The sequence below is a fragment of the Prescottella equi genome (genome assembly GCF_002094305.1).
Taxonomy (GTDB): domain Bacteria; phylum Actinomycetota; class Actinomycetes; order Mycobacteriales; family Mycobacteriaceae; genus Prescottella; species Prescottella equi.
Map to the genome: position 1 here is coordinate 98,068 of NZ_LWTX01000001.1, position 23,828 is coordinate 121,895.

Annotated in this window: 19 protein-coding genes and 1 pseudogene; 14 read left to right on the forward strand and 6 right to left on the reverse strand. The window is 69.6% G+C overall.

Translation table 11 applies throughout. The features are described 5' to 3' along the window. Positions 1-8: 8 nt before the first annotated feature. Positions 9-1,580 carry a glutamine-hydrolyzing GMP synthase gene (gene guaA, locus A6I89_RS00520; RefSeq protein WP_022597282.1) on the forward strand — a complete coding sequence of 524 codons (1,572 nt, stop codon included), beginning with the start codon at positions 9-11 and terminating at the stop codon, positions 1,578-1,580. Positions 1,581-1,648: 68 nt separating this feature from the next. Here guaA and A6I89_RS00525 read toward each other — a convergent pair whose 3' ends face one another. Together A6I89_RS00525 and A6I89_RS00530 are read right to left on the reverse strand one after the other, a co-directional pair. Continuing rightward, on the reverse strand, positions 1,649-1,870 hold the full coding sequence (locus A6I89_RS00525; protein WP_044991376.1) for a hypothetical protein: 222 nt from the start codon (positions 1,868-1,870) through the stop codon (positions 1,649-1,651). A 34-nt stretch (positions 1,871-1,904) separates the two neighbouring features. Then, positions 1,905-3,203 (reverse strand): PspC domain-containing protein, encoded by a 1,299-nt coding sequence (locus A6I89_RS00530; RefSeq protein ID WP_022597277.1) that lies wholly within the window; start codon positions 3,201-3,203, stop codon positions 1,905-1,907. Between the two features lie 149 nt (positions 3,204-3,352). On the opposite strand from A6I89_RS00530, the gene A6I89_RS00535 reads away from it, so the two are divergent. Together A6I89_RS00535 and A6I89_RS00540 are read left to right on the forward strand one after the other, a co-directional pair. Continuing rightward, positions 3,353-4,666: an ATP-binding protein gene (locus tag A6I89_RS00535; RefSeq protein ID WP_022597276.1), complete on the forward strand. Its 1,314-nt coding sequence runs from the start codon at positions 3,353-3,355 to the stop codon at positions 4,664-4,666. A 9-nt stretch (positions 4,667-4,675) separates the two neighbouring features. Next, positions 4,676-5,350 (forward strand): response regulator, encoded by a 675-nt coding sequence (locus A6I89_RS00540; RefSeq protein ID WP_005518505.1) that lies wholly within the window; start codon positions 4,676-4,678, stop codon positions 5,348-5,350. A 12-nt stretch (positions 5,351-5,362) separates the two neighbouring features. Here A6I89_RS00540 and A6I89_RS00545 read toward each other — a convergent pair whose 3' ends face one another. After that, positions 5,363-6,592: a serine/threonine-protein kinase gene (locus tag A6I89_RS00545; RefSeq protein ID WP_005518506.1), complete on the reverse strand. Its 1,230-nt coding sequence runs from the start codon at positions 6,590-6,592 to the stop codon at positions 5,363-5,365. Positions 6,593-6,761: 169 nt separating this feature from the next. Here A6I89_RS00545 and A6I89_RS00550 point away from each other — a divergent pair, with 169 nt between their 5' ends. Genes A6I89_RS00550 through A6I89_RS00585 form a run of 8 tightly spaced genes read left to right on the forward strand, consistent with a single transcriptional unit; the run spans position 6,762 to position 15,044 of the window. Then, complete coding sequence (locus A6I89_RS00550; protein ID WP_226347369.1) at positions 6,762-7,544, forward strand: hypothetical protein; 783 nt, start codon at positions 6,762-6,764, stop codon at positions 7,542-7,544. Next, positions 7,541-9,097: a DNA polymerase Y family protein gene (locus tag A6I89_RS00555; protein WP_022597272.1), complete on the forward strand. Its 1,557-nt coding sequence runs from the start codon at positions 7,541-7,543 to the stop codon at positions 9,095-9,097. Before A6I89_RS00550 ends, A6I89_RS00555 begins: the two co-directional genes overlap by 4 nt. 41 nt (positions 9,098-9,138) lie before the next feature. After that, positions 9,139-11,238, forward strand: coding sequence for a heavy metal translocating P-type ATPase (locus tag A6I89_RS00560; protein WP_044991326.1), 2,100 nt, complete (start codon positions 9,139-9,141; stop codon positions 11,236-11,238). After that, positions 11,235-12,005, forward strand: coding sequence for an alpha/beta fold hydrolase (locus tag A6I89_RS00565; RefSeq protein WP_022597268.1), 771 nt, complete (start codon positions 11,235-11,237; stop codon positions 12,003-12,005). Before A6I89_RS00560 ends, A6I89_RS00565 begins: the two co-directional genes overlap by 4 nt. 38 nt (positions 12,006-12,043) lie before the next feature. After that, complete coding sequence (locus A6I89_RS00570; RefSeq protein ID WP_013416836.1) at positions 12,044-12,565, forward strand: hypothetical protein; 522 nt, start codon at positions 12,044-12,046, stop codon at positions 12,563-12,565. A gap of 1 nt (position 12,566) precedes the next feature. Further along, positions 12,567-13,142: a YdeI/OmpD-associated family protein gene (locus A6I89_RS00575; protein WP_013416835.1), complete on the forward strand. Its 576-nt coding sequence runs from the start codon at positions 12,567-12,569 to the stop codon at positions 13,140-13,142. Further along, the gene (locus tag A6I89_RS00580; RefSeq protein WP_022597264.1) at positions 13,139-14,122 is read left to right on the forward strand and encodes a hypothetical protein; all 984 of its coding nucleotides are present in this window, start codon (positions 13,139-13,141) and stop codon (positions 14,120-14,122) included. The genes A6I89_RS00575 and A6I89_RS00580 overlap by 4 nt, the downstream gene beginning before the upstream one ends. Positions 14,123-14,126: 4 nt before the next feature. Beyond that, complete coding sequence (locus A6I89_RS00585; RefSeq protein ID WP_232244772.1) at positions 14,127-15,044, forward strand: sucrase ferredoxin; 918 nt, start codon at positions 14,127-14,129, stop codon at positions 15,042-15,044. A gap of 7 nt (positions 15,045-15,051) precedes the next feature. Here A6I89_RS00585 and A6I89_RS00590 read toward each other — a convergent pair whose 3' ends face one another. The 3 genes from A6I89_RS00590 to A6I89_RS00600 form a co-directional block, all read right to left on the reverse strand. After that, positions 15,052-16,500, reverse strand: a complete 1,449-nt coding sequence (locus A6I89_RS00590) for a flavin-containing monooxygenase (protein WP_013416833.1) — start codon at positions 16,498-16,500, stop codon at positions 15,052-15,054. A 130-nt stretch (positions 16,501-16,630) separates the two neighbouring features. Beyond that, positions 16,631-18,637, reverse strand: coding sequence for an SDR family oxidoreductase (locus A6I89_RS00595; RefSeq protein WP_022597259.1), 2,007 nt, complete (start codon positions 18,635-18,637; stop codon positions 16,631-16,633). A gap of 50 nt (positions 18,638-18,687) precedes the next feature. After that, positions 18,688-20,808, reverse strand: coding sequence for an MMPL family transporter (locus A6I89_RS00600; RefSeq protein WP_022597257.1), 2,121 nt, complete (start codon positions 20,806-20,808; stop codon positions 18,688-18,690). 33 nt (positions 20,809-20,841) lie between these two features. Here A6I89_RS00600 and A6I89_RS00605 point away from each other — a divergent pair. The 3 genes and pseudogenes from A6I89_RS00605 to acmB all read left to right on the forward strand — a co-directional run. Further along, positions 20,842-21,381, forward strand: a pseudogene (locus A6I89_RS00605) (GDSL-type esterase/lipase family protein); the annotation flags it as partial. 37 nt (positions 21,382-21,418) lie between these two features. Further along, entirely contained in the window at positions 21,419-22,411 is a 993-nt protein-coding gene (locus A6I89_RS00610; protein WP_013416829.1) for an AraC family transcriptional regulator, read from the forward strand. Positions 22,412-22,526: 115 nt separating this feature from the next. After that, positions 22,527-23,708 carry a methyl acetate hydrolase AcmB gene (gene acmB / locus A6I89_RS00615; protein ID WP_013416828.1) on the forward strand — a complete coding sequence of 394 codons (1,182 nt, stop codon included), beginning with the start codon at positions 22,527-22,529 and terminating at the stop codon, positions 23,706-23,708. Positions 23,709-23,828: the final 120 nt, after the last annotated feature.

Consider the following 23,828-nt stretch of genomic DNA (forward strand, 5'->3'; position numbering starts at 1 on the left):
CTGTGCAGGTGTCAGAAACCCAGCAGGACAGGCCGGTTCTCGTAGTCGACTTCGGAGCCCAGTACGCGCAGCTGATCGCGCGACGCGTACGTGAGGCGAAGGTGTATTCGGAAGTGGTGCCGCACACCACGACCGTCGAGGAGATCGCGGCCAAGAAGCCGCTCGCGGTCGTCCTGTCGGGTGGGCCCTCGAGCGTGTACGAGGAGGGTGCGCCGCAGCTCGACGCCGCCCTGTTCGACCTGGGTGTCCCGGTCTTCGGCATCTGCTACGGGTTCCAGGCCATGGCGAACGCCCTCGGCGGTACCGTCGCGCACACCGGCGGTCGGGAGTACGGCCGCACCGAGATGACCGTCTCGGGTGGCGTCCTGCACGACGGTCTGCCCGCGACTCAGCCGGTGTGGATGAGCCACGGTGACGGCGTCACGGCCGCGCCGGAGGGCTTCGAGGTCACCGCGTCCAGCGCCGGCGCGCCCGTCGCCGCGTTCGAGGATCGTGCCCGCAAGCTCGCCGGTGTCCAGTACCACCCCGAGGTCCTGCACTCGCCGCACGGCCAGCAGGTGCTCAGCCGCTTCCTGCACGAGATCGCCGAGATCCCGGGCGCGTGGACGGCCGCGAACATCGCCGACTCGCTCATCGAGCAGGTCCGTGAACAGGTCGGCGACGGCAAGGCCATCTGCGGCCTGTCCGGTGGCGTCGACTCCGCGGTCGCGGCCGCACTGGTGCAGCGCGCGATCGGCGACCGCCTCACGTGCGTGTTCGTCGATCACGGCCTGATGCGTGCCGGTGAGCGTCAGCAGGTCGAGAAGGACTTCGTCGCCGCGACCGGTGCCCGCCTGATCACGGTCGACGCGTCCGAGACGTTCCTGCGCGAGCTGGCCGGAGTCTCCGATCCGGAGACCAAGCGCAAGATCATCGGCCGCGAGTTCATCCGCTCCTTCGAGGGCGCCGTGTCCGAGGTGCTCGGTGAGAGCGCCGCGCACGGCGAGACCGTCGACTTCCTCGTCCAGGGCACGCTGTACCCGGACGTCGTCGAGTCGGGCGGCGGCACCGGCACCGCGAACATCAAGAGCCACCACAACGTGGGCGGTCTGCCCGAGGACCTGCAGTTCAAGCTGGTCGAGCCGCTGCGTCTGCTGTTCAAGGACGAGGTGCGCGCCGTCGGCCGCGAGCTCGGTCTGCCGGAGGAGATCGTCGGACGCCAGCCGTTCCCCGGACCGGGCCTCGGCATCCGCATCATCGGCGAGGTCACGCAGGAGCGTCTCGACATCCTGCGCCACGCGGATTCGATCGCGCGTGAGGAGCTCACCGCCGCCGGCCTCGACGGTCAGATCTGGCAGTGCCCCGTCGTGCTGCTCGCGGACGTCCGCAGCGTCGGCGTCCAGGGTGACGGCCGCACGTACGGTCATCCGATCGTGCTGCGCCCCGTCTCCAGTGAGGACGCGATGACGGCGGACTGGACGCGTCTGCCGTACGAGGTGCTCGAGCGCATCTCCACCCGGATCACCAACGAGGTCGCGGACGTCAACCGCGTCGTGCTCGACGTGACCAGCAAGCCGCCGGGAACGATCGAGTGGGAGTGATTCCCACCTGACTGCACACGACAGCGCCCCGGCCACCACACAGGCCGGGGCGCTGTCGTTTCGTGCGGCTAGCGCCGCCGTCCGGGTGAGAACACCAGTACCGCGCCGACGACGACGGCCGCGACCACGAACAGCCAGCGGAACTCGACGTTCGCGAGCGGTTCGAGGGAGAACGGCCCGACCAGCGCCCACACGCTGACCAGGATCGCGGCGAGGCCGGCGAGGAACAGGCCGATCGAGGGGCGGCGGGACGGCTTCGGAGCGGTGTGCTCGTCGGTGTCGTCGGCGATGCCCGCGGTGGGGATGTCCGAGTTGTCAGCGAATTCAGCCACGGTAGACCCTCACTTCTCCGGCCTTGTTGTCGACCTTCAGGTTCAGAACCGGCCCGCCGACGCCGTCGGCGCCTCCGTCGACGGCGGCGTCTCCGATGCAGTCGGTCGAGCCGAGCACGACGGAGCAGTCGGTGCGAACGTCCATGTTCTGCGGCACGATCACGGTGTAGTTGCCCAGCTTGCCGTCGACGCGCACGTCCCGGCTCTCGGTGAGCGGTAGTTGACGTAGGTCGAGGGTGAAGTCGCCGGCCGTGCCCTCGTACACGGGCGCGAGTTCGGCCATCGACCGGGGCGTCCACGTGCGTTCCCCGACCCTCGACTCGTCCCAGTTCAGTGGTCCCACGATGGAGGCGAGGACCACGAACCCGGCGAGCGGGAAGCCGACGACGAGCAGTCCGTAGCCGCGACGCAGGAACGCACCGAGCAGCAGCCCGACGCCGATCACGGCGAGGGAGATCGCGCCGATCCTGGCGGGGGACAACCATTCTGCACCGGTCACGGCCCACATCGCGGTGGCGGCGGCTGCGGCGAGGACCGCGAGGCCCAGGACGACCGAGGTGTAGCGGCTGCGTGGTTTGCTCGGAATCTCGGCCGGCGGTTCGGCCGTGCGGGCGGGTTCGGGGAGATCCCACGCGAACGGGGCGACGCCGAGCGGGTCCCACGCGGGTGGGGTCGGGGACGTCGTGCCCGCGTCGGTCGCGGCGTCGGTCGAGCTTCCGGCGGGAGCGGACTCGGGCTCGTAGTGGTCGGGCAGACGCGTGTACGGGCTGTACGCGGGCGGCGGGTAGGCGTTCGCCTGCGCGGTCTGGAACGTCGTGACCGGGTAGCCGGGGGCGGCCTGCGCGACACTCGCCGGCAGCTCGGGTGGAACGGGCTGCCGTTGGTACAGCAGCCACAGACCGCCGAGCATGAGCGCGAAGCTGAGCACCACCGAACCGCCCATGCCGAACCCGATCGGCCCGATCGTGCTCAGGGCGATCGCGAGCGCGACGACCAGCACCACGGTCTTGGTGCCGGACTGCGAGCTGCGACCCCGGCCGATCAGTGATTCCGCGGGGGAGACCTGATCGCCCGGCTTGCTCAGCAGCAGCCAGCTCGCGATGTAGAGGATGATGCCGGCGCCACCGAAGATCGTCGAGACGACGAACGCGACGCGCACCAGGACGGGGTCGACGCGGTAGCGCTGGCCGATGCCGGCCGCGACACCCGCGACGTGTCCCTGCTGCGGCAGCCGCAGTGGGCGGGTGCGCCAGAGGTCGTGAAGCTGGTCCGAGAAGCTCCCTGTGGTCATGCATTCATCGTTGCGGTCCGGCCGTGGTCCGCACCATCGGGAACTACCCTGATCTTTCCCCGACTCGCCGGCCCGGACGTCGTCGATCTCAGGGTCGGGCCCTGATGTCGGGGCTGCGGGATCGTGCCAGGATCGACACTGTGCAACCCATGGTCGATCCGAACGAGGCGGCGAATCCCGCCGTTCCCGCCGTGCCTGCGGTGCCTGCCCTCGACGAAGCGCTCTATCCGAAGCTCGAGCGTCGGGCGGGCGGACGCATCGTGGGTGGTGTGGCCGGCGGGATCGCCGATCACCTCGACGTCGACGTGTTCAAGGTGCGGGTGGCGTTCGCGCTGCTGGCCTCCCTCGCGGGCGCGGGCATCATGGCGTACGGGTTGCTGTGGATCTTCACCCCGCAGGGCACGGACACCGAACGGCCGAATGCGTCGGAACGGCGTCGAGCGATCGGCCTGGCCGTCATCGGCCTCGCGTGCGCGGCGAGCCTGAGCTGGCTGGTCAGCGGTACCGCGGCGTCGGTCGTCACGCCGTTCATCGTCGTCGCGGTCGGTGCCGCGCTGGTGTGGCGCGAGTTCGACGTGGACGGCTCGCGGTCGGTCCTGGGACTGCCGCGGCGTCCGACGGTGCTCACCTGGGCCCGAATCCTCGGGGGAGTGACTCTGATCGTCACCGGTCTCGGTGTCGTCGTCCTCGCCCAGATCGATCTCGACGCGCTGCGTTCGTCGCTGCTGGCCGTCGTCGTGACGCTCGTCGGCGCGGGCCTGTTGACCGTGCCGCTGTGGCTGCGGCTGTGGCGGGCGCTCGGTGAGGAACGGGCCGCCCGCATCCGCAACGAGGAACGCGAGGAGATCGCGTCGCACCTGCACGATTCGGTCCTGCAGACGCTCGCACTCATCCAGAAGCAGGCCGATTCGCCGCAGGAGGTGACCCGTCTCGCGCGCGGTCAGGAACGGGAACTGCGCCGGTGGCTGTTCGGGGGCGGGGAAACGGCCCACACGAGCCTGTCGGAGGCGCTGCAGACCATCGCCGGTGAGGTCGAGGACCAGCACGGCGTCACGGTGCGGCCGGTCACGGTGGGCGACGTGGAACTCGCGGCCGAGGGCAGCGAGGGGTCCGGGCTGTCGCGGGAGTGTTTCACCGCGCTGCTCGGCGCGACCCGCGAGTCGCTCGTCAACGCGGCCAAGCATTCCGGGGTGTCGAGCATCGACCTGTACGCCGAGACCGAACGAGACCAGGTGAGCGTGTTCGTGCGCGACCGCGGCGTCGGCTTCGATCCGGACACCGTCCCCGAGGACCGGCAGGGTCTGGCGAAATCGATCCGGGCCCGGATCGAACGCCGCGGCGGTCGTGTGGAGGTCCGGTCCACGGTGGGCAAGGGCACCGAGGTGCGAATCCACATGCCGCGACCGGTGTCCGACGACGACGACGCGGAGGACGTCGTGAACGAGGTCGAACCGATGTCCTAGGGTGGGGCCGTGACTTTCACGGCCTCGCCACAGACCGGTCCCGACAAGTTCCGGGTGTTCCTCGTCGACGATCACGCAGTGTTCCGGGCGGGGGTGCGTGCCGAACTCGGACGTGAGGCGGACATGGAGGTGGTGGGCGAGGCCGGTGGCGTCGCCGAGGCGATCGCCGGGATCAACGCGCTGCGTCCGCAGGTGGTCCTGCTCGACGTGCACATGCCCGACGGCGGCGGGGTCGCGGTGCTGAACGGGATCGACTCGGGCCCGGTGTGCCTGGCGCTCAGCGTGTCCGACGCCGCCGAGGACGTCATCGCGGTGATCCGGGCCGGCGCCCGCGGCTACGTCACGAAGACGATCTCGGGTGCGGAACTGGCCGACGGGGTGCGTCGCGTCGCCGGCGGTGACGCCGTGTTCAGCCCACGCCTGGCCGGGTTCGTGCTGGATTCGTTCACCGGACGGTCGAACGCGCCCGAGCCGCCGCTGGATCCGGAACTGGATTCGCTCACCCCGCGAGAGCTCGAGGTGCTGCGCCTGCTGGCCCGCGGCTACACGTACCGGGAGATCGCGGAGGAATTGGTGATCTCGGTGAAGACCGTCGAGACGCACGCGTCGAACGTGCTGCGGAAGACGCAGCAGTCCAACCGGAATGCGCTCACGCGCTGGGCGCACCGCCGACGCATCGACTGAGCGCCGGCCGCGTCAGGCCAGTAACGCGACGATCAGCACGATGACGAGTGCCAGCACGATGATGCCGACCATGACGGCCATCGCGAGCGGCGCAGCCGCGACCAGTCGACCACGTAGATCCGTGGGGGCCTGCGGTCCGGTCAGCCCGTCGGTGAGCTGACGCAGCCAGGCGCGTCCGGCCGGGCGGGGGACGGAACCCAGCGGTGTGTTCGACTGCACCGCAGGAAGATCCGTGGCGGTCGTGGGAGTCAACCGGCGTCGGGGAATCGCCGCCGGGGCCGAGCGGTACGCCCAGTTCGGGATGGCGCCGTCGGAGGTCTTCACGGGTTCGCCGATCAGGGCGCCGGTCCGGCCGACCGCGTCGGAACCGAGCGCCACGGCCGCGAGGGCGTCCCGCGCCTGCGCCATCGTGGGACGGCGGGCCGGGTCGGGTTCGAGCATGTGCAGGAGCGTGTCGGTGAGCGGGCCGCTGAGGCTCGGGCGATAGATCTCGGCCTTCGCCACCCGGTGCAACAGCGCGATCGGATCGGTGTCGAGACCGAACGGCGGTTGCCCCTCGACGACGGTGTACAGCGTGGCGCCGAGTGAGAAGACGTCGCTGGCCTCGGTGGGGTCGTCGCCGCGGGCCACCTCCGGGGCGAAGTACGCGGGCGTTCCGGTGATGACGCCGGCCTTGCTGCTCGGGGCGTCGCCCTTCGCGCGGGCGATACCGAAGTCGCTGATCTTCACGATGCCGAGTGCGTCGCCGCGGTCGGCGACGAGGATGTTGCCGGGCTTGATGTCGCGGTGCAGGATGCCGGCCGCGTGCGCGTCGGTGAGTGCCGCGGCGATCTGCGCGCCGATCTGCGCGACCTGGAGCGGCGGCAGGGTGTCGACGTAGCTCATGGCCTCGGCGAGGCTGCGCGAGGGCAGGTACTCCATGACGAGCCAGGGCTCGTCGGACTCGACCGCGACGTCGTACATGGCGATGGCGTGCTCGTGGGACAGTTGGGCGGCGTTGCGGCCCTCGCGCAGCGCGCGCTGCCGGACCTCGCGGGCCGCGGCGTCGTCCATTCCCGCGGTCGTGGTGACCTGTTTCACGGCCACCTCGCGGTCGAGCAGGGTGTCGTGAGCGAGCCACACCGCACCCATGCCGCCGCCGCCGAGCTTGGAACGCAGCCGGTACCTACCTGCCATCAGGTAGTCCGGTCCGACGACGGCCCGGCTTCGTCGGGGCTGTCCGGAGCGTTCCTGCTGAGTCACGTACCCGAGGTTAGTGGATACGCGGAGGTTCCCTTGACGTCCCGGCGTGGGGGCGCTTTACTGGTACCAGTTCGAAAGCATGTTCGAATCGAGAATTCGAGTGCTCGCGTCTTCCCCGCGTGGTGCCGAGAACCTGAAGAACCAGCGTTGTGTACCCGGGGAGCAGCCCATGACCGAACCCGCCCGACTGTCCGTATCGCCGGCCCGGCCCCGGATCGACGAGTCGGCCCCGTTGGCGGGGCTGACGCGGCAGCAACGCCTGGAGTACCTGCGCCGCCGGATGGCGGCGGTGCCGGCCCGCGGGGAAGCGGCGGACGGTCGTGAGGGCGCGGGCGGCGAACGGGTTCTCCCGGTTCCCGGGCCGCTGGCCGCGCTCCTGCCGCGAGGTGGTCTCACGCGCGGATCGGTGGTCGCTCTCTCCGGCGCGACCTCGCTGTTGCTGGGACTGCTGGCCTCGGTGACCTCGGACGGTGGGCATGCGGCGGTGATCGGCTTCCCGCGCCTGGGTCTGCTCGCGGCCGCCGAGATGGGTGCCGAGTTGCGCCGGTTGGCGTTCGTGCCGAACCCCGGTCCGGACCCGGTGGAGGTCGCGGCGGTGCTGCTCGACGGCATGGACCTGGTGGTGCTCGGGTTGGGTGGTGTCTCGGTGCCGCCGTCGCGGGCGCGGGCCGTGGTGGCCCGGGCGCGCAGCAAGCAGTCCACGTTGATCGTGACCGGCGGGGAGTGGGGTGGGGCCGAGGTCCGGTTGGAGGCGCGGGTGCGCGGGTACGACGGGGTCGGGTGCGGACCCGAGGCGGGGCGCGGCAGATTGCGTTCGGTCCGGTTGGCGGTGCGGGCCCAGGGTCGCTCGTTCCAATCGCGGACCGCGTGCCTCGACGTGCGGTCCACGCGGGGACGGGTCGAGTGGGTGCCGGAGGCGGTCGCTTTCGCGCCGGAGACGGTCGCTCGATGAGTGCGCGGGTACTCGCGGTGTGGTGTCCGGACTGGCCCGCCGTGGCCGCGGCGGCCGCAGCGGACCTCCCGGCCACCCGGCCGGTCGCGGTGTTCCTGGCCAACCGGGTGATCGCGTGCTCGGCGCAGGCCCGGGCGGAAGGGGTGCGACGCGGGCTCCGTCGTCGGGAAGCTCAGGCCAGGTGTCCGGAACTGCATGTGGCGCAGTCGGATCCGGAGCGTGACGCGCGGCTCTTCGAGTCCGTCGCAGCAGCTGTCGACGAGGCCGCGCCGGGGGTCGAGGTGCTGCGGCCCGGGCTGCTGGTGCTGGCGGCGCGCGGCGCTGTCCGGTACTTCGGATCCGAGGAGGCCGCCGCCGAGCGGATCGTGGACGCGGTCGCGGCGGCGGGCGCCGAATGTCAGATCGGGATCGCCGACGAGCTGTCCACCGCGGTGATCGCCGCACGCCGCGCTGCGCTGGTGCCGGCCGGGGGCGGCGCCCGATTCCTCGCTCCGTTGCCGATCGCGGAGATCGCAGCCGAACCCAGCCTCTCGGCGCCCGACCGCACCGACCTGGTCGATCTGTTGCGCCGGCTCGGGTTGCGCACCGTCGGGGCGTTCGCGGCGCTGTCCGCGGTGGATGTGGCGTCGCGGTTCGGGACCGACGCCGTCCGTGCGCACCGGGCCGCACGCGGTGAGCCGGAGCGGCCGCCGTCGGCGCGGACGCTGCCCCCGGATCTCGAGGTGGAACAGCAGTGCGACCCGCCGATCGAGAGGGTCGACGCGGCGGCCTTCGCGGGGCGGGCGCTGGCGGAACGGTTGCACGCCAAACTCTCGGCCGCGTCGGTCGCGTGTACCCGGTTGCAGGTGTCGGCGAGCACCGGCAACGGCGAGCATCTGAGCCGGACGTGGCGCTGTGCCGAACCGTTGACTCCGGAGGGCACCGCGGACCGGGTGCGCTGGCAACTGGACGGCTGGCTCACCGGGCGCAGCGACTCGCGACCCACCGCCGGGATCACGGTGCTGAGCCTCGAGCCCGTCGAGGTGGTCGCGGCGGGTGCCCTGCAACTGGGGCTGTGGGGCGGGGTCGGTGAGGAGGACGAGCGGGCGCGGCGGGCGCTGGTCCGGGTACAGGGCCTGCTCGGTGGCGAGGCGGTTCAGGTGGGGGTGCTCAGTGGTGGAAGGGGGCCGATGGACCGAATTACATTGGTGCCGTTGGGGGACGAGCTGGTTGCCGAGACCGATCCGTCGGCGCCGTGGCCGGGCCGGATACCCGAGCCGGCGCCGTCGACGGTGCTGCCGAACGTCCCCGTGGTGTCGCTCGAGGACCGCTCGGGAGCTCCGGTGCACGTGACCGAGCGGGGCGAGTTGGGTGCGGCGCCCACACTGCTGCGCTGGGGGAGTCGGGACTGGGGTGTGCAGGGCTGGGCGGGGCCGTGGTCGGTCGACGAGCGATGGTGGGACGCGTCGGCGGCGCGGGCGGCGTCCCGGGTGCAGGTTCTGCTCGCCGATTCGCGGGCCTTGCTTCTGATCTACGAGAGAGGAAGGTGGGGGGTGGAAGGCATCTACGAGTAATGCTGTGCACAGTACCCATAGGGGGTATAGGTTCTGTGAGTATGAACCCACACGGAGAAGAAGTTCACCAGGGTCACGCCGCACACGTCGGACATACCGATCACGCGGGCCACTCGGGTCACTCAGGTCACGCTGGGCACGGCGATCACGTCGCCCAGTTCCGCAGACTCTTCTGGATCATGCTGGTTCTCGCGATCCCGGTTGTCGGAGCCAACATGATGTTCGCCGACCTCGTCGGCTACACGTTGCCGGACAACCCGGCGGTGGAATGGATTTCGCCACTGCTCGGCACGGTCATGTTCGTGTGGGGCGGGCGACCCTTCCTCACCGGTGCGGTGAGCGAGATCCGGGCGCGTCAGCCCGGGATGATGCTGCTCATCGCACTCGCGATCACCGTCGCGTTCGTGTCGTCGTGGGGTTCGAGCCTGGGCCTGCTCGGGCACGACCTCGACTTCTGGTGGGAGCTCGCGCTCCTGATCGTGATCATGTTGCTCGGTCACTGGATCGAGATGCGTTCGCTCGGGCAGGCGTCGAGCGCGCTCGATTCCCTCGCCGCGCTGCTCCCCGACGAGGCCGAACGCATCGACGCCGACGGGACGGTCACCACCGTCTCGACTGCCGATCTGGCGACCGGTGACGTCGTCATGGTGCGTCCGGGCGGGCGCATCCCGGCCGACGGGCGGATCGTGGAGGGAGCCGGGGACCTCGACGAATCGATGATCACCGGAGAGTCGCGCACCGTACGCCGCGAACTCGGGGATCCCGTCGTGGCCGGTACCGTGTCGACCGATTCGGCACTGCGGGTCGAGATCACCGCGGTCGGCGAGGACACGGCGCTGGCCGGCATCCAGCGTCTGGTCGCGGAGGCACAGAACTCGTCGTCGCGGGCGCAGGTACTCGCCGATCGAGCCGCTGCGCTGCTGTTCTGGTTCGCGTTGGGTGCGGCGGTGATCACGCTGCTGGTGTGGTCCATCTTCGGCACGCCCGACGAGGCGATCACCCGCACCATCACGGTCCTCGTCATCGCGTGCCCGCACGCGTTGGGCCTGGCGATCCCGCTCGTGGTGTCGATTGCCACCGAACGGGCCGCCCGCGCCGGCGTGCTGATCACCGACCGGCGGGCGCTCGAGGCGATGCGCACCGTCGACACCGTCCTGTTCGACAAGACCGGCACCCTCACCAAGGGCGAGCCGGCACTCGTCGCCACCGGCGCGGTACCCGGTGTCGACGAGGACACCCTCGTCGCACTCGCCGCAGCTGTGGAACGTGACAGCGAGCACCCGCTGGGGCGGGCGATCGTCGCCGCGGCCGAGCACCGCGAATTGCGGATCCCGCAGGCCACCGCGTTCCAGGCCCGCAACGGGGTCGGCGTCACCGCAACCGTCGACGGCGCCGAGGTGAGCGTCGGCGGGCCCGGCATGCTCGACAGTCACGGGGCCTCGGCGCTTCCGGTGTCGGAGGAGTGGGCGGCGCAGGGCTCCACCGTCCTGCACGTACTTCGCGACGGCCGCGTCGTCGGCGCGCTGGGGCTCGCCGACGAGATCCGCCCGGAGTCCCGCGACGCGATCGAGGCGCTGCACGCCCGCGGCGTGCGCGTGGTGATGCTGACCGGCGACGCGTACGCCGTCGCCCGTGCGGTCGGCGACGACCTCGGCATCGACGACGTGATCGCCGGGGTGTTGCCGCAGGACAAGGGGGCGAAGGTCAAGGAACTGCAGGCCGCCGGACGCCGGGTCGCGATGGTCGGCGACGGCGTCAACGATGCACCCGCGCTCGCACAGGCCGACGTCGGCATCGCGATCGGCGCCGGCACCGACGTCGCGATCGCATCGGCGGGTGTGGTGCTGGTGAGCGACGATCCGCGTGCCGTGGTCTCGGTGATCGAGTTGTCGCACGCGACGTACCGGAAGATGGTGCAGAACCTGGCGTGGGCGGCTGGATACAACGTGATCTCGGTGCCCCTCGCGGCCGGTGTCCTCGCCCCGATCGGGTTCGTGCTGCCGATGGAGATCGGTGCGATCCTCATGTCGGCGTCGACGGTCGTGGTGGCGGCCAACGCCCAGTTGCTGCGCCGGTTGAACCTCACGCCGCAGCAGGCGACCCGGGCGGTTCCCGAACGAGAGCACGACTACGCTCGATGACCGTGCAGCTCACCGAGACGACGGTCACCCGCAGTGGTCACACGATTTCCTACCGTGACAGTGGCAGCACTTTCTCTGGGACGCATCAGGTTCCGGTGATCCTGGTGCACGGCATGGGCGGGGACAACCGCACATGGGACCGGTTCGCGCGGTCGATGACGGCGAGGGGGCGCCGGGTCCTCGCGGTGGACCTGCGCGGACACGGACGCAGTGCCCGGGCCGCGTCCTACCTGTTCGGTGAGTTCGGCGACGACATCCTGGGGCTGTGCGAGGACCTCGACTTCGACCGGGTCGATCTCGTGGGGCATTCGCTCGGTGGGCACGCGGTGTCGCTGGTCGCGCAGCAGCAACCCGAACTGGTGCGTCGTCTGGTCCTCGAGGAGGCGCCGCTGCCGCTGCGGCCGGGTGATCCTGTTCCGAACTTCGCCGGCAGGCTGCCGTCGCTCGTCGAGTTGTGGCACGCGACCACCAGCATGCTGCGCAGCCCGCGTGCGGTGTGGGCGTTCGACCGGTCGATGACGGCGTCGGCCCTCACACAGTTCCACGAGCCCAATCGGCTGTGGTGGCAACGCCTCACGGACATCGAGGCGCGGACCCTGATCCTGCGCGGCGGACCCACCGGCATGGTCGACCCGGTACTGCTCGACGCCGCGGTCGAGGCGATCCGGGACTGCGAGGTGGTCTCGTTCGCGTGTGGGCACAGTATCCATCGGGATCGGTTCCGCGACTTCGAGAACGCGGTGCTGCCCTTCCTGATGGCGCCCTGAACCTGATGCGGCCCTGAAACCCGGCCCCGCGTGGCAGTATGCGGGACATGGGTTTCCGGGATGGGATGCGTGGTGGAAACGGCAAACTGATTGCCTGGTCGGTCGCCTTCGTGGTGTCGCAGGCGAACATCGCGCGTCTGCTCGGCTCGGTCGGGCCGAAGCTGTTGAAGACGCAGACGGCTCGGTCGGCGCACGCGTACCGAACGGTCCTCGACGGGATGGACCCTGCGGAGACCGAGCGCTACCGCAGCCACTTCTATCCGGACTTCGTGCACCCGATCGTCTACGCGGCGGCGTTGCGAGCCGGGGCGCGGCGCCTCGATGAACTGGCGCCGCTGTCGCCGACGGCCAGGCGGGTGCTTCTCGCCGCGCCCGTCGTCGCGGCCGCGGGCGACTACATCGAGAACGTCGCCGGGCTGTACCTGCTCGATCACCGGTACCGGATCACCGACCGCACCATCCGCGCCACGACCGCGGTGAGCACCACCAAGTGGGTGCTCGCGCTGGGGTCGCTGGCTTACCTGACCCGCGGCTTCGCCCGGGTGTGGCGCGGGCGCTGACATGGCGGACGACCTGCCTGTCGAGCAGTTCTCGGACCCGGATGCGTTTCGGGAGTGGTTGCGCGCCAACACGTCCACATCGACCGGAGTGTGGCTGAAGCTCGCGAAGAAGGGTTCGGAGCACACGACCGTCACCTACGCGGAGGCGGTGGAGGTGGCGCTGTGTTTCGGCTGGATCGACAGCCAGGCTCGTCGGCTCGACGACGACTTCCGCCTGCAACGGTTCACGCCCCGCCGCGCCCGTAGTCCGTGGTCGAAGCGCAACCGCGAGGCGGTGGAGGCGCTACTCGCGCGCGGGTTGATGGAGCCGTCCGGCCTCGCTGCAGTCGAGGCAGCCAAGTCCGACGGGCGGTGGGAGCGCGCCTACGACGGGCCCAAGGACGCCCAGGTGCCGCCCGACTTCGCCGCCGCGTTGGCCGCGAACCCGGCAGCGGAGGCGTTCTTCGCGACACTCGACAGCCGCAACCGGTTCGCGGCGCTGTATCGCATCCAGGACGCCAAGCGTCCCGACACCCGGGCCCGGCGGATCGCCTCGTTCGTCGAGCAGTTCGCCGAGGGCCGGAAGTTCTACGGGTGAGGCGCACATTCGCGCTGGTAACCGGGGTACTCACGTGCGCACTCCTCGCTGCGTGTGACGGCGGCGACGTCTCTTATCGACCTCCCGTCGCCGCAACGTTCGACCGTGCCGATTGCCAGGCCCCCGACATCGAGCGACGGCTGACTGCACTCGTGGACGACGGTATCGACACCGGTCCGCCCGCCCAGGGCGTCGGCTACCCGCCCGCAGACTTCATGCCGGTCTCCGTCGTCCGCTGCGAGCGCGGCGAGAACTCGTCGGGTGCACTGACGATCGACAGTGTGCGGCTCGAGGGTGACATCGGGGCAGCGTGGGACGCCTTCCGGGAAGAATCCGAGCGGTTCCCCGAGGGCGCCATGGCGAGCTGTATACGTCAGACACCCTCGGTCGCAGTGTGGTTCGTCGACGACGAGGGGCGCGCAGTACGACCGGCGTGGCCATCCACGGGATGCGGACCCAAGGACGGCCCCATCGCTGCCCTCGCGAAACTGCGCGAGGTGGACCGGCAACAGCATGTCACTGCGCTGCGGGCGGACGATCCCGGCGTCTGCGACACCAAGTTCGGCTCGGCGTTCTCCACGACGACCGATGTGGACGTGCGGCCCGATTCCGAGGAGGAGCGGCGTGCCCGAATCTCCGAGAAATCCGCGCTCGCCTTCCCGATCGACGGCATCGGTCGGCTGCAGGTGTGCCGATACCGCGAGACCGGTGGCGAGTCGACCCAGGAGTCGCGCTCGCGCCTGACGGTCCAGCAGAGTGCCGACGTCGTGCTCGGTGTCGTCGCCGCCCCGGCGGCCTCGGCGTGCTCACTCGTCGCGACCCGCACCGCCACGATTGCGCTGCTGCGCCCGGACGGTTCCGGCGGAGATCGGATCGACGTCGAACTCGACGGCTGCACGCGGGCGACGGCGTCCGGCTTGCTGCGGCAGGTCGTGGTACCGGCCTCGGTGCTCGAAGTGATCGATACCGGTACACAATGACGAGGTGAGTGAATCGGTACCCCAGGCTGGCCCCTTCACGTGTTCGGTGTTGTCCGCGGACGAACCGCTGCCCGGCACCGCGGCGCAGGTCGCAGGGTGGGTGTGTGTGGAGTATCCGGGCGCGTGGGGGCGGGACGTACTGGACGGGACTGCCCTGGGCCCCGAGTTGGCGGCCGCCCTGACGGATCGGGCCGATGCGGCCGGCGTTCGAATCATGTTCATTCGGCGTCCGGGGCGCACAGAGGACCGCGGCACCCGGACGGTCCTGCTGGCGAACTCGCATCCCGACGACGCGTGGTGCGAGCGGCTCGAGATCGGAGCGGTCGCCGACCTCCTCGACATCGACCTGACACGGATCGCCGGCCCGGCGCCGGGGCTGGGGGAGCGCGTCGACGGTCCGATAGTGCTGGTGTGCGCACACGGCAAGCGCGACCAGTGCTGCGCGGTCCTGGGGCGTCCGGTCGCGGCGACGCTCGCAGCGGAGTTCTCCGGCGACGTGTGGGAGTGCTCGCACACCGGCGGCCACCGCTTCGCGCCGTCGATGATCCTGCTACCGAGCGGCCAAACGTACGGCCGGCTCACCCCCGCCGAGAGCGGTCTCGCGGTGTGGGCCGCGCGCAGCGACGAGGTCTACCTGCCCGGCCTGCGCGGACGCAGCGTCTGGGGACAGCGCGGCCAGGTCGCGGAGGTGGCGGTACGTCAGGGCGTGCCGGCCGGAATCGACGACCTGACGGTGGACGAGAGAGCGCAGCATCCGGTGGTGAGCCACCGCGACGGGCGCCGCTGGCAGGTGACGGTCGAGCAGCGTGAACTGCCGGCCCGTCCGGCCAGCTGCGGCGCGGACGCCAAACCGGTCCGCCCGGTCGTCGCGGTCCACGTACGCGAACTCCCCGCCGAGGTTCCGGCGGGGAGTCCGATGTAGTTGTCCGTCAGCCCGATTCGGCGACGCGTGCCGCCGGACGGGCATGCGGCGACCCGATCGGAACCACCTTGCGTGGCGCGTGCGTGCGCTCCCGGATTCCGAAATTGTTGGAGAGAAATGATTCCGCGGAATCGTCGAGGATATTCATCCACTCGTCGTGCAACGGCGGGGCGACGGTTCCGGTCAGCGTCGACGTGTAGCTGCAGTTCCGGTAGCCCATGATGTCGTTCTTCTTGTCCTTCTTCCACTTCTTGAACAGCTCGCCCTGTTTTTCGACGTGGAATTCGGGGTAGTCGGTCCGGTCGACCAGATCACGAATGTACGCCGCCTGGAAATCGATCTCTTCGACTGCGTTCTGCAGGTTTTCCTCGCGTTCGCGCCACGCGTCGATATCTCGCTCGCGGGCGTCATGATCGGGCAATTCGATGCGATCGAGAATCACGTCGCGCACATACCAGGCCTGCGCGTCGAACATATTGAACGTGAAGTACTGGTCCTGCATGCCCAGGAAGAACAGGTGCGGATCAGCCTGCGAGACGACACCCTTGTAGATGCCGCGCGGGTACAGACGGTTGTTCGTCTTCAGAGTCAGCTCGTCGGGCAGGAACGGGAAGTGGTGCCGGTACCCGGTGCAGAGCACGATGGCGTCCACCTCACGGGTGCTGCCGTCCTGGAAGTGCACGGTGTTGCCGTCGATCGCGGTGAGCAGCGGCACCTCGGACAGACCCTCGGGCCAGTCGTGCCCCATCGGGCTCGTGCGGTAGCTGAAGGTGACCTCGGCGGCGCCGTACTTGAAGCACTGGGTGCCGATGTCCTCCGCGGAATAGCTGCTGCCGATCAGCAGGAGGCGCTTACCTGTGAATTCCCGTGCGTCACGGAAATCGTGCGCGTGCAGGACGCGTCCCGGGAAGTCCTCGATGCCGTCGAAATGGGGCACGTTCGGAGTGGAGAAATGTCCGGTTGCCACCACTACGTGATCGAACAGTTCGGTCTCGAGCACGTCCTTGCGGTGGTCGGCGACGGTCACCGCGAACCTGTCCGGGCCGTTCTCGGTCGGCACGCGTTCCACCCACCGGACGGCGGTGTCGAAGCGGATGTACTTGCGGACGTCGTCCTGATCCACCCGGCCCATGATGTAGTCGTGCAGCACCGCCCGCGGCGGATACGACGGAATGGGCCGGCCGAAATGTTCCTCGAAAGAATAGTCGGCGAACTCCAGGCACTCCTTCGGCCCGTTGGACCAGAGGAAGCGATACATGCTCCCGTGTACCGGTTCGCCGTGTTGGTCGAGACCCGTGCGCCACGTGTAGTTCCACATGCCGCCCAGATCGCTCTGCTTTTCGTAACAAACAATTTCGGGCATCGACCCAAGACCTGATTTACGTGCAGACTCGAATGCCCTCAACTGTGCGAGGCCACTCGGACCGGCTCCCAAAATCGCGATCCTTGGCGTCAAAGTTCTCTCCCTATTTTCGGTGATCCCTCCTATCTTGCTTAGCACAGCGAAAGACGGTTTGGCCAACTCGTGAATCGAAATTGTGTGCGATCGCGTCGGCGAAATTCACCCGTTCACCAGTGCAAACGCCTCACCAGTGCGCGCCCGGAATCAGCCGGGCGAGACGGCGCCCGAACCGCGCCGCCACGGCGGTCGGACCGGTCGGTCGAGGGGCGGGAGTGGACGAGTGAGGCTCGAGAGGCGCGGGGGTGCCGACCTCGGCTTCGGCCTCCCCGCGCGCCGCCGGCGAATCGGGGAATGCGTGATACATCTGCGACAGTGCGCGGTCCTTGAGGCGAGGCGCGAATATGCCGCCGAATTCGGCGAGAGTGCCGACGGGGACGTCGATGCGTTTGGGTTTCTCGATCAACGCGCGGACCACCATGGCGGCGGCCTTCTCCGGACTGGCGGCGGGCCCGGCGTTGTACTGACCGGTCGGCGCGATCATCGGGGTGCGCACCAGTGGCATGTGAATCGTGGTGAACGTGATGCCGTCCGATAACGTCTCGGCGGCGGCGACGTCCGCGAACGCGTCGAGCGCGGACTTGCTCGCGACGTACGCCGCGAATCGTGGTGTCCGGGCCTGGACGCCGGCGGTGCTGATGTCGACGATGTGACCGAAGCGGCGCTCACGCATGTGCGGCAGCAGCGCCAGCACCATGCGCACCGCGCCGAAGTAGTTGACCGCCATCGTGCGCTCGAAGTCGTGCAGTCGGTCGGTCGAGTGGTACAGGCCACGCCGGATGGAGCGGCCGGCGTTGTTGACGAGCATGTCGACGTGATCGTGTTCGGTCAGAATCGACTTCACCGTCCGCTCGACGGCCTCGCTGTCGGTGACGTCGCACTGGTAGGCGTACGCCGATCCGCCGGCCTCCCGGATCCCGGACACGACGGCGTCCAGTTCGTCGGCGCGGCGGGCCAGCAGCAACACGGTCGCGCCCTTGGCGGCGGTCGCGATCGCGGCGGCGCGTCCGATGCCGGAGGACGCCCCGGTGATGACGACGTTCCGGTTCACGAGGGGGCCGGCCGGGTCGTCACGCCGGGCACGGTCCGGGTCGAGATGCTCGCGCCAGTACGCCCACAGCGTCTCCGCGTACGACGGGAAGGGCGGCACCGCAATTCCGCTGTCGTGCAGGGCTTCTCGTGTTCTCTCCGTGGTGAACCGGGCCGGCAGGGTGAGGTGGTCGAGCATGACCGGCGGGACGCCCATGCGGCGCAGCGCGACGTCGCGGACCCCACGTACCTGCGCGGGCGGATCGAGCAACGGCCGGGCGAGAGCCCCGGGGAGATCGGCGACCGGGGTGGGCGCATGCGCGGCCTTCGCGAGTGCGGCATAGATCTGCCGAACCGGCTGGGCGTCCGGCGAGACGAGGTGGAACGTCCGGTGGTCGAGGCCCGGCCGCAGCATCAGCTCCACGATCGCGGCGGCGACGAAGTCCACCGGAACCACGTTGGTGTAGCCGAGTTTCGGGACGGCCACCGGCAGCGCGGACGGCAGCTTCGCGAGGGCGGCGAGCGCGGGGAAGAAGTAGTATGGGCCGTCCACCTTGTCCATCTCGCCGGTGACCGAGCTCCCGACCACAGCTGCTGGACGATAGACCCGCCACGGAACGCCGGAGGTGCGCACCAGCCGCTCGGCCTCGAACTTGGTGCGGTGGTACGGCGTCGGGAAGTGCTGGCCGAGGTCGAAGTCGTCCTCGGTGAACCGGCCGGGGTGATCGCCGGCCACCGCGATGGACGAGACGTGGTGCAGCGTCGCACCGAGTCCCGAGGCGAGGTCGATCACCGCCCGGGTGCCGTCGATGTTGGTCGACGCCTGCTCCTCGCCCGCGGCGAGGTCGTAGATCGCGCCGAGATGCAGCACGTGGTCGGCGGCCGGTGGCGGGGTCCGCAGCCCGAGCCCCGGCGCGGTGAGGTCGCCGACGAGTGCGTGGACCCGGGCGCGGTCGGGCCAGCGCTCGGCCGACCGCTCGAACTTCGACAGCGAACCGGGGCGGACGAGGACGTGCACCTGCGCCGACGGGTCCCGTTCGAGTAGCCGCTCGATCGTGTGCCTGCCGAGGAATCCCGTGCCGCCCGTGACGATGTACGTGGCCATACCCCGGAACTTACTCTGAAGTAAGGAGCGTCACCAGGGATACGCGAATCTCAGTGACCGAGTCCGACACGCGCGTGCACTCGCCGCATCCAGGCCGGGGCCCACCAGTTGGCCTCACCCATCAGCTTGACCAGCGACGGCACCAGCAGCATCCGCACGACCGTCGCGTCGATGATCAGCGCGAGAATCATGCCGACGCCGAGGAACCGCATGATCGACAGCCCCGACACCGTGAAGGCGCCGGTGACGACGATGAGCAGCATCGCCGCCGCGGTGACGACCCGGCCGGTGCGTTCGGCTCCGATCCGGACGGCCTCCTCGGTGGTGGCGCCGGCTGCCCGGGCCTCCACCATCCGCGACATCAGGAACACCTCGTAGTCGGTGGACAACCCGAACACCACCGCGAGAATGAGCACCACGAACGTGGCCTCGAGCGGGGCCGGAGTGACACCGAGGAGTTCGGCGCCGTGCCCCTCCTGGAACACCCACGTGAGGACGCCGAACGTCGCGGCGAGGCTCAGACCCGCCATCGCGACGGCCTTGATCGGCAGCACCACCGATCCGAACGCCAGGAACATCAGCACCAGCGTCGAGAGCACCATGATCGCGATCATCGCGGGCAAGAAGCGCACGATCGCGGCGTTGCCGTCGTCGACGGAGGCCTGCCCGCCGCCGACGAGCAGTTCGGTGCCCGGCGGGGCCTCGATCCCCCGCAAGCCCTGCACGGCGTCGCCGGCCGCGCCGCCCTCGACACCCTCGGCGTAGAGGGCCTGGATCGCGGTCACGTCGTTCTTCGTCGCGAGCACGACGGCCTGCGAGATGCCGTCCACCTGCTTGGCCTCGGCGACGACCCTCGACAGATCGCCCGGGGATGCGGGTGCCCCGCCGGGGCCGCGCAGGACCAGCGTCGCTCCTTCGCCGGTCGACGGGAACTCGGTCGTGAGCGTCTCGGTGGCGATGCGGGCCGGATCATCGGCCGGCAGTGCGGTGTAGGTGATCTCGCCGAGTGTCGCCTTCGTCAGCGGCGCGGCGAGCACCAGCAGGCCCGCGGTGATGCCGACCGCGACGACCGCCGGTCGCCTCATCACCTTCGTGACGACACCGCCCCAGAAGCGCCGTGCGCGTTCCTCGCCGCGTTGCGCCGCACCCTTACGCCACGACAGTGCGTCGATGCGGTGGCCGAGGATCGCGAGCAGCGCGGGTAGGACGGTCAGCGACAGCACCGCCGCACCCGTGACGGCTGCGATCGCGCCGAAACCGAGCGAGCGGATCACCGCCTGCGGGAACACCAGCATGCCCGCGAACGCGCACACCAGCAGCAGACCCGAGAACATCACGGTGCGACCGGCCGTCAGCACGGTCCGGCGGGCGGCGTCGGCGGGCGCGGCGCCACTCCTGAGTTCCTCACGGAACCGACTCACGATGAACAGGCCGTAGTCGATCGCCAGCCCCAGCCCGATGAGCGACGCGACGTTGAGCGCGAACGAACTGACCTCGGTCACTCCGGTGAGCAGGCGCAGGATACCCAGTGAACTGAGGACCGAGAGCAGTCCGACGAACACCGGGACGGCGGCCGCGGCCACCCCGCCGAACACGAACACCAACAGCACCAACGTGATCGGGATCGCGATGGCCTCGGCGCGGACCAGGTCGGCCTGCAACCGGTTGCTGAGCGAGACCCCGACCACGGCCCCGCCCGCGAATTCGGATTCCACCCCGTCGATCTCGAGCCTCGGCAGCAGGTCGCCGAAATTGGCGACGGTCACCTCCGCGTCGGGCGAGAGCACGATCGACGCGGCCACCTTCGTCCCGTCGTTCGAGAGCAGCAACTGTTTCGCCGGCGGGACAGCGGTCCAGTACGACGTCACCGACTGGGTCGGCACGTCGGCCGCGAACCGGTCGAGGGTCTCGGTGACGACCGGCTCCAGCTCGGCGAGGGTCTGCCCCGCAGGGACCGTGTAGATCGCGACGATGTCGGGATCCTGGCGGCCGAAGTTGTCGTCGACGATCTTCGACACCTGTGCCGATTCGCTTCCCGGATCGGTGTAGCCGCCCTGACTGAGTTTGGAGAACACGCCGGTGCCCCAGATTCCCGCCACCACGGCGGCGATCAGAACGACCGCCAGTACCCACCATTTGCGTGAAACGACGATCGAGGCCCAGCGTGTCATTCCCGCGACTCTAGCGACCGACCCGGCCCGTCATCTCCGTCCAGGGGCGCCGCCCGTCGATCCCCGGCGACGGCGCTGACGGCCTACAACCTCGGGGCGCGACGGCAGACGTCGAGTGACATCCGGGGCCGTTGGCGGGACGAGTGCGCGCAGCGCCTGCCTGCGGGTGTCGACCGGCGCGTGGTGTTCTCGTTCGGCGTCAACGACACGACCGTCGAGGGTGGCGCGCCGCGTGTCGACCCGCACGTGTCCGTGGAGAATCTCGCCGCGATGCTCGCGGAGTGTGCGGCGAGCGGATGGCGGGCGCTGGTCGTGGGACCGCCGCCGATCGACGACGCAGATCAGAATGCGCGCACGGCCGCGCTCGACCGGCGGTTCGCCGCGGTCTGCCGGTCTGCCGGTGTCGAGTACGTTCCGGTCCTCGACGCCCTCGTCGCCGACCCGGTCTGGATGCAGCAGGTGCGGGACGGGGACGGAGCCCACCCGGACAGCGGCGGATACCGGACGCTCGCGGCGCTGGTGCGCCCCGTGTGGGAGGAGTGGACGACCATGGTCCGATCCGAGGGCCGGTAACCTTCCGCGGCGGGACTGCGCTACCTATGCTCCGGGTGTGCTGTCGACCTTTGATCCCCGGACCCCACGTGAGCGGGGCGCCGGATCCGTCACAGACTGGGACGAGATCAAGCAGTGGTCGGACGCGGTGTACATGCCGTACTCGGTGCGGCCGGTGGGGCGCGGACTAGTCCCCGCGTCCGACATGTTCTCGGTGAAGATCGCCGAGATGACGCTCACCCGGTTCAGCTACGGGATTCCGGTGGCGCTGAGCGAATTCGAGCCCGAGGCCGGCAACGTCCTGGTGCTCACGACCTTGAATGGGCGGACACGGCACGAAGTGACCACGAAGTCCAGCGTCGACCTGAGGAGCGGACAGACGTTCGTCGTCGACTGCAGTCGGGTCGACTACGGGTTTGCCGCCGACGCCGACCATCTTCAGCTCAACCTCACGATCCCGCACCGGTTGTTGGCCGATTTCGCGCTGCGGTGGTGGGGGCGGGCTCCCGACGACCGGCTGTGGCGGCACAAGTGCGTCGTCGGCGGCCCGGGTAGCCCATGGTTGGCGTTGTTGGACTACGCTTCGCGCACCCTGGCGACGGACCGGGATACGATCGCGCACAGTCGCATCGGAACGAATCTGCAGGAAATCATCGCGGCACAGGTGCTCGAGGAATGGGCGGCGAGTGCCGGTGTCGACCCGGCGCCGGCCCCGGCAGTGCCCGCGCCCGGCTACGTCAGGCGGGCGGTGCGCTACATCGAAGACAACGCTCGCGACCTTCCGACGGTGGCCGAGGTAGCCCAGGAGGTCGGTGTCAGCGTCCGGGCGCTGTCCGGCGGATTCCGCGAGTACCTCGGGATCACCCCGCGGGACTGTCTGCGCGAGCACCGGCTGGAGGGAGTGCGGCGAGAGCTGTCCTCCCATGCGACGACGACGGTCGCCGCGGCCGCGGGTGCGTGGGGGTACGTCAACATGGGTGTCTTCGCCGCGGCTTACCGGCAACGGTTCGGTGAGAACCCGTCCGACACCCTGCGTCGCGGAAGCGAGTGACGCCGATCACGAATGTCTGCCGGTTCGAGACGGTGATTGCCGATCGAGGACGCGGGCGCCGCGGAAATCCCCCTAGGTTGCTCTCCTGTACGAGGTTATTGACGGGAGATGAACTGTGGAACAAAGTGATTCGAATATGAACTCCGTGCTCGACGGCGTGACGGGTGCCGGTGCCGGGCAGATACCCGGTGTGGTCGCGATGCTGACCGACCGGAACGGGACCGTGTACGAGGGTTCGGCCGGAGTTCGGTCGATACTCGACGCGCGGCCGATGACACCCGACACCGTGTTCGCCATGTTCTCGACGACGAAAGCGATCACCGGCACCGCCGTGCTGCAGTGCGTGGAGGAAGGGCTCCTCGATCTCGACGCTCCGGCGTCGAACTACCTGCCGGAGATCGGGAAACTCGAAGTGATCGACGGCTTCGATGCGCAGGGGGCGCCCGTGCTGCGGGCACCCCGACGCGCGATCACGACGCGCATGCTGCTGCTGCACACTGCCGGATTGGGTTACCCGTTCTTCGACGAGACGTACCACCGGTTGACGGTCGAGCACGGCTGGCCGAGCGTCATCACCGGCACCAAGGCCGCGCTGACGACGCCGCTGCTGTTCGATCCGGGTGAGCGCTGGCAGTACGGATCGAACATCGACTGGGCAGGGCTGGTCGTCGAGGCTGTGCGGGGCGAGCGACTGGGCGACGTGATGTCCGAGCGCATCTTCACCCCCTTGGGGATGTCGGACACGGCCTTCCGGCTCGACGAGGCGATGGAGCAGCGGCGGGCGACGATCCATCAGCGGCGGCGGGACGGGGTGCTCGAACCGCTCGACTTGGTGTTGCCGCAGGATCCCGAGGTGCACATGGGTGGTCACGGGCTGTACTCGACCGTCGGGGACTACACCAGGTTCCTCCGCATGTGGTTGAACGACGGTATGGGTGACCATGGCCGCGTCCTCGAGGCAGGGACAGTCGAGCGGGCTGTCCTGAGCGGGCTGGACGGGCAGCAGGTGACGATGCTGCCCGGCGTCGAACCGGAGCTGTCCAACGACGCCGAGTTCTTCCCCGGGCAGCGTAAATCGTGGGCGTACACGTTCATGGTCAACGACGAGCCGGCGCCGACCGGCCGGCCGGCGGGCTCGCTCGCCTGGGCTGGGCTCGCGAACCTCTATTACTGGATCGATCGGCAGAACGGCATCGCAGGTATGTGGGCCGCGCAGGTTCTGCCCTTCGCGGACCGCGCATCACTCGACGGCTACCTCGAGTTCGAAGCGGCTGCCTATCGCACGCTGGGGCCGTAGGGCCACCGTCCGGCAGGGGTACTCGCGTTGACCCTGCCGGGCACACGTGCCACACTCGAACATGAGTTCGAAAGATGCGTCTTCCCCTCCGCGTCTTCCTGTACGCGCAGGCGTGTGTCC

Coding starts and splice junctions, on each gene's coding strand:
- A6I89_RS00530 (WP_022597277.1), bottom strand. CDS start 3,203: ATGACCACAGGGAGCTTCTCGGACCAGCTTCACGACCTCTGGCGCACC.
- A6I89_RS00535 (WP_022597276.1), top strand. CDS start 3,353: ATGGTCGATCCGAACGAGGCGGCGAATCCCGCCGTTCCCGCCGTGCCT.
- A6I89_RS00550 (WP_226347369.1), top strand. CDS start 6,762: ATGACCGAACCCGCCCGACTGTCCGTATCGCCGGCCCGGCCCCGGATC.
- A6I89_RS00555 (WP_022597272.1), top strand. CDS start 7,541: ATGAGTGCGCGGGTACTCGCGGTGTGGTGTCCGGACTGGCCCGCCGTG.
- A6I89_RS00560 (WP_044991326.1), top strand. CDS start 9,139: ATGAACCCACACGGAGAAGAAGTTCACCAGGGTCACGCCGCACACGTC.
- A6I89_RS00565 (WP_022597268.1), top strand. CDS start 11,235: ATGACCGTGCAGCTCACCGAGACGACGGTCACCCGCAGTGGTCACACG.
- A6I89_RS00570 (WP_013416836.1), top strand. CDS start 12,044: ATGCGGGACATGGGTTTCCGGGATGGGATGCGTGGTGGAAACGGCAAA.
- A6I89_RS00575 (WP_013416835.1), top strand. CDS start 12,567: ATGGCGGACGACCTGCCTGTCGAGCAGTTCTCGGACCCGGATGCGTTT.
- A6I89_RS00595 (WP_022597259.1), bottom strand. CDS start 18,637: ATGGCCACGTACATCGTCACGGGCGGCACGGGATTCCTCGGCAGGCAC.
- A6I89_RS00600 (WP_022597257.1), bottom strand. CDS start 20,808: ATGACACGCTGGGCCTCGATCGTCGTTTCACGCAAATGGTGGGTACTG.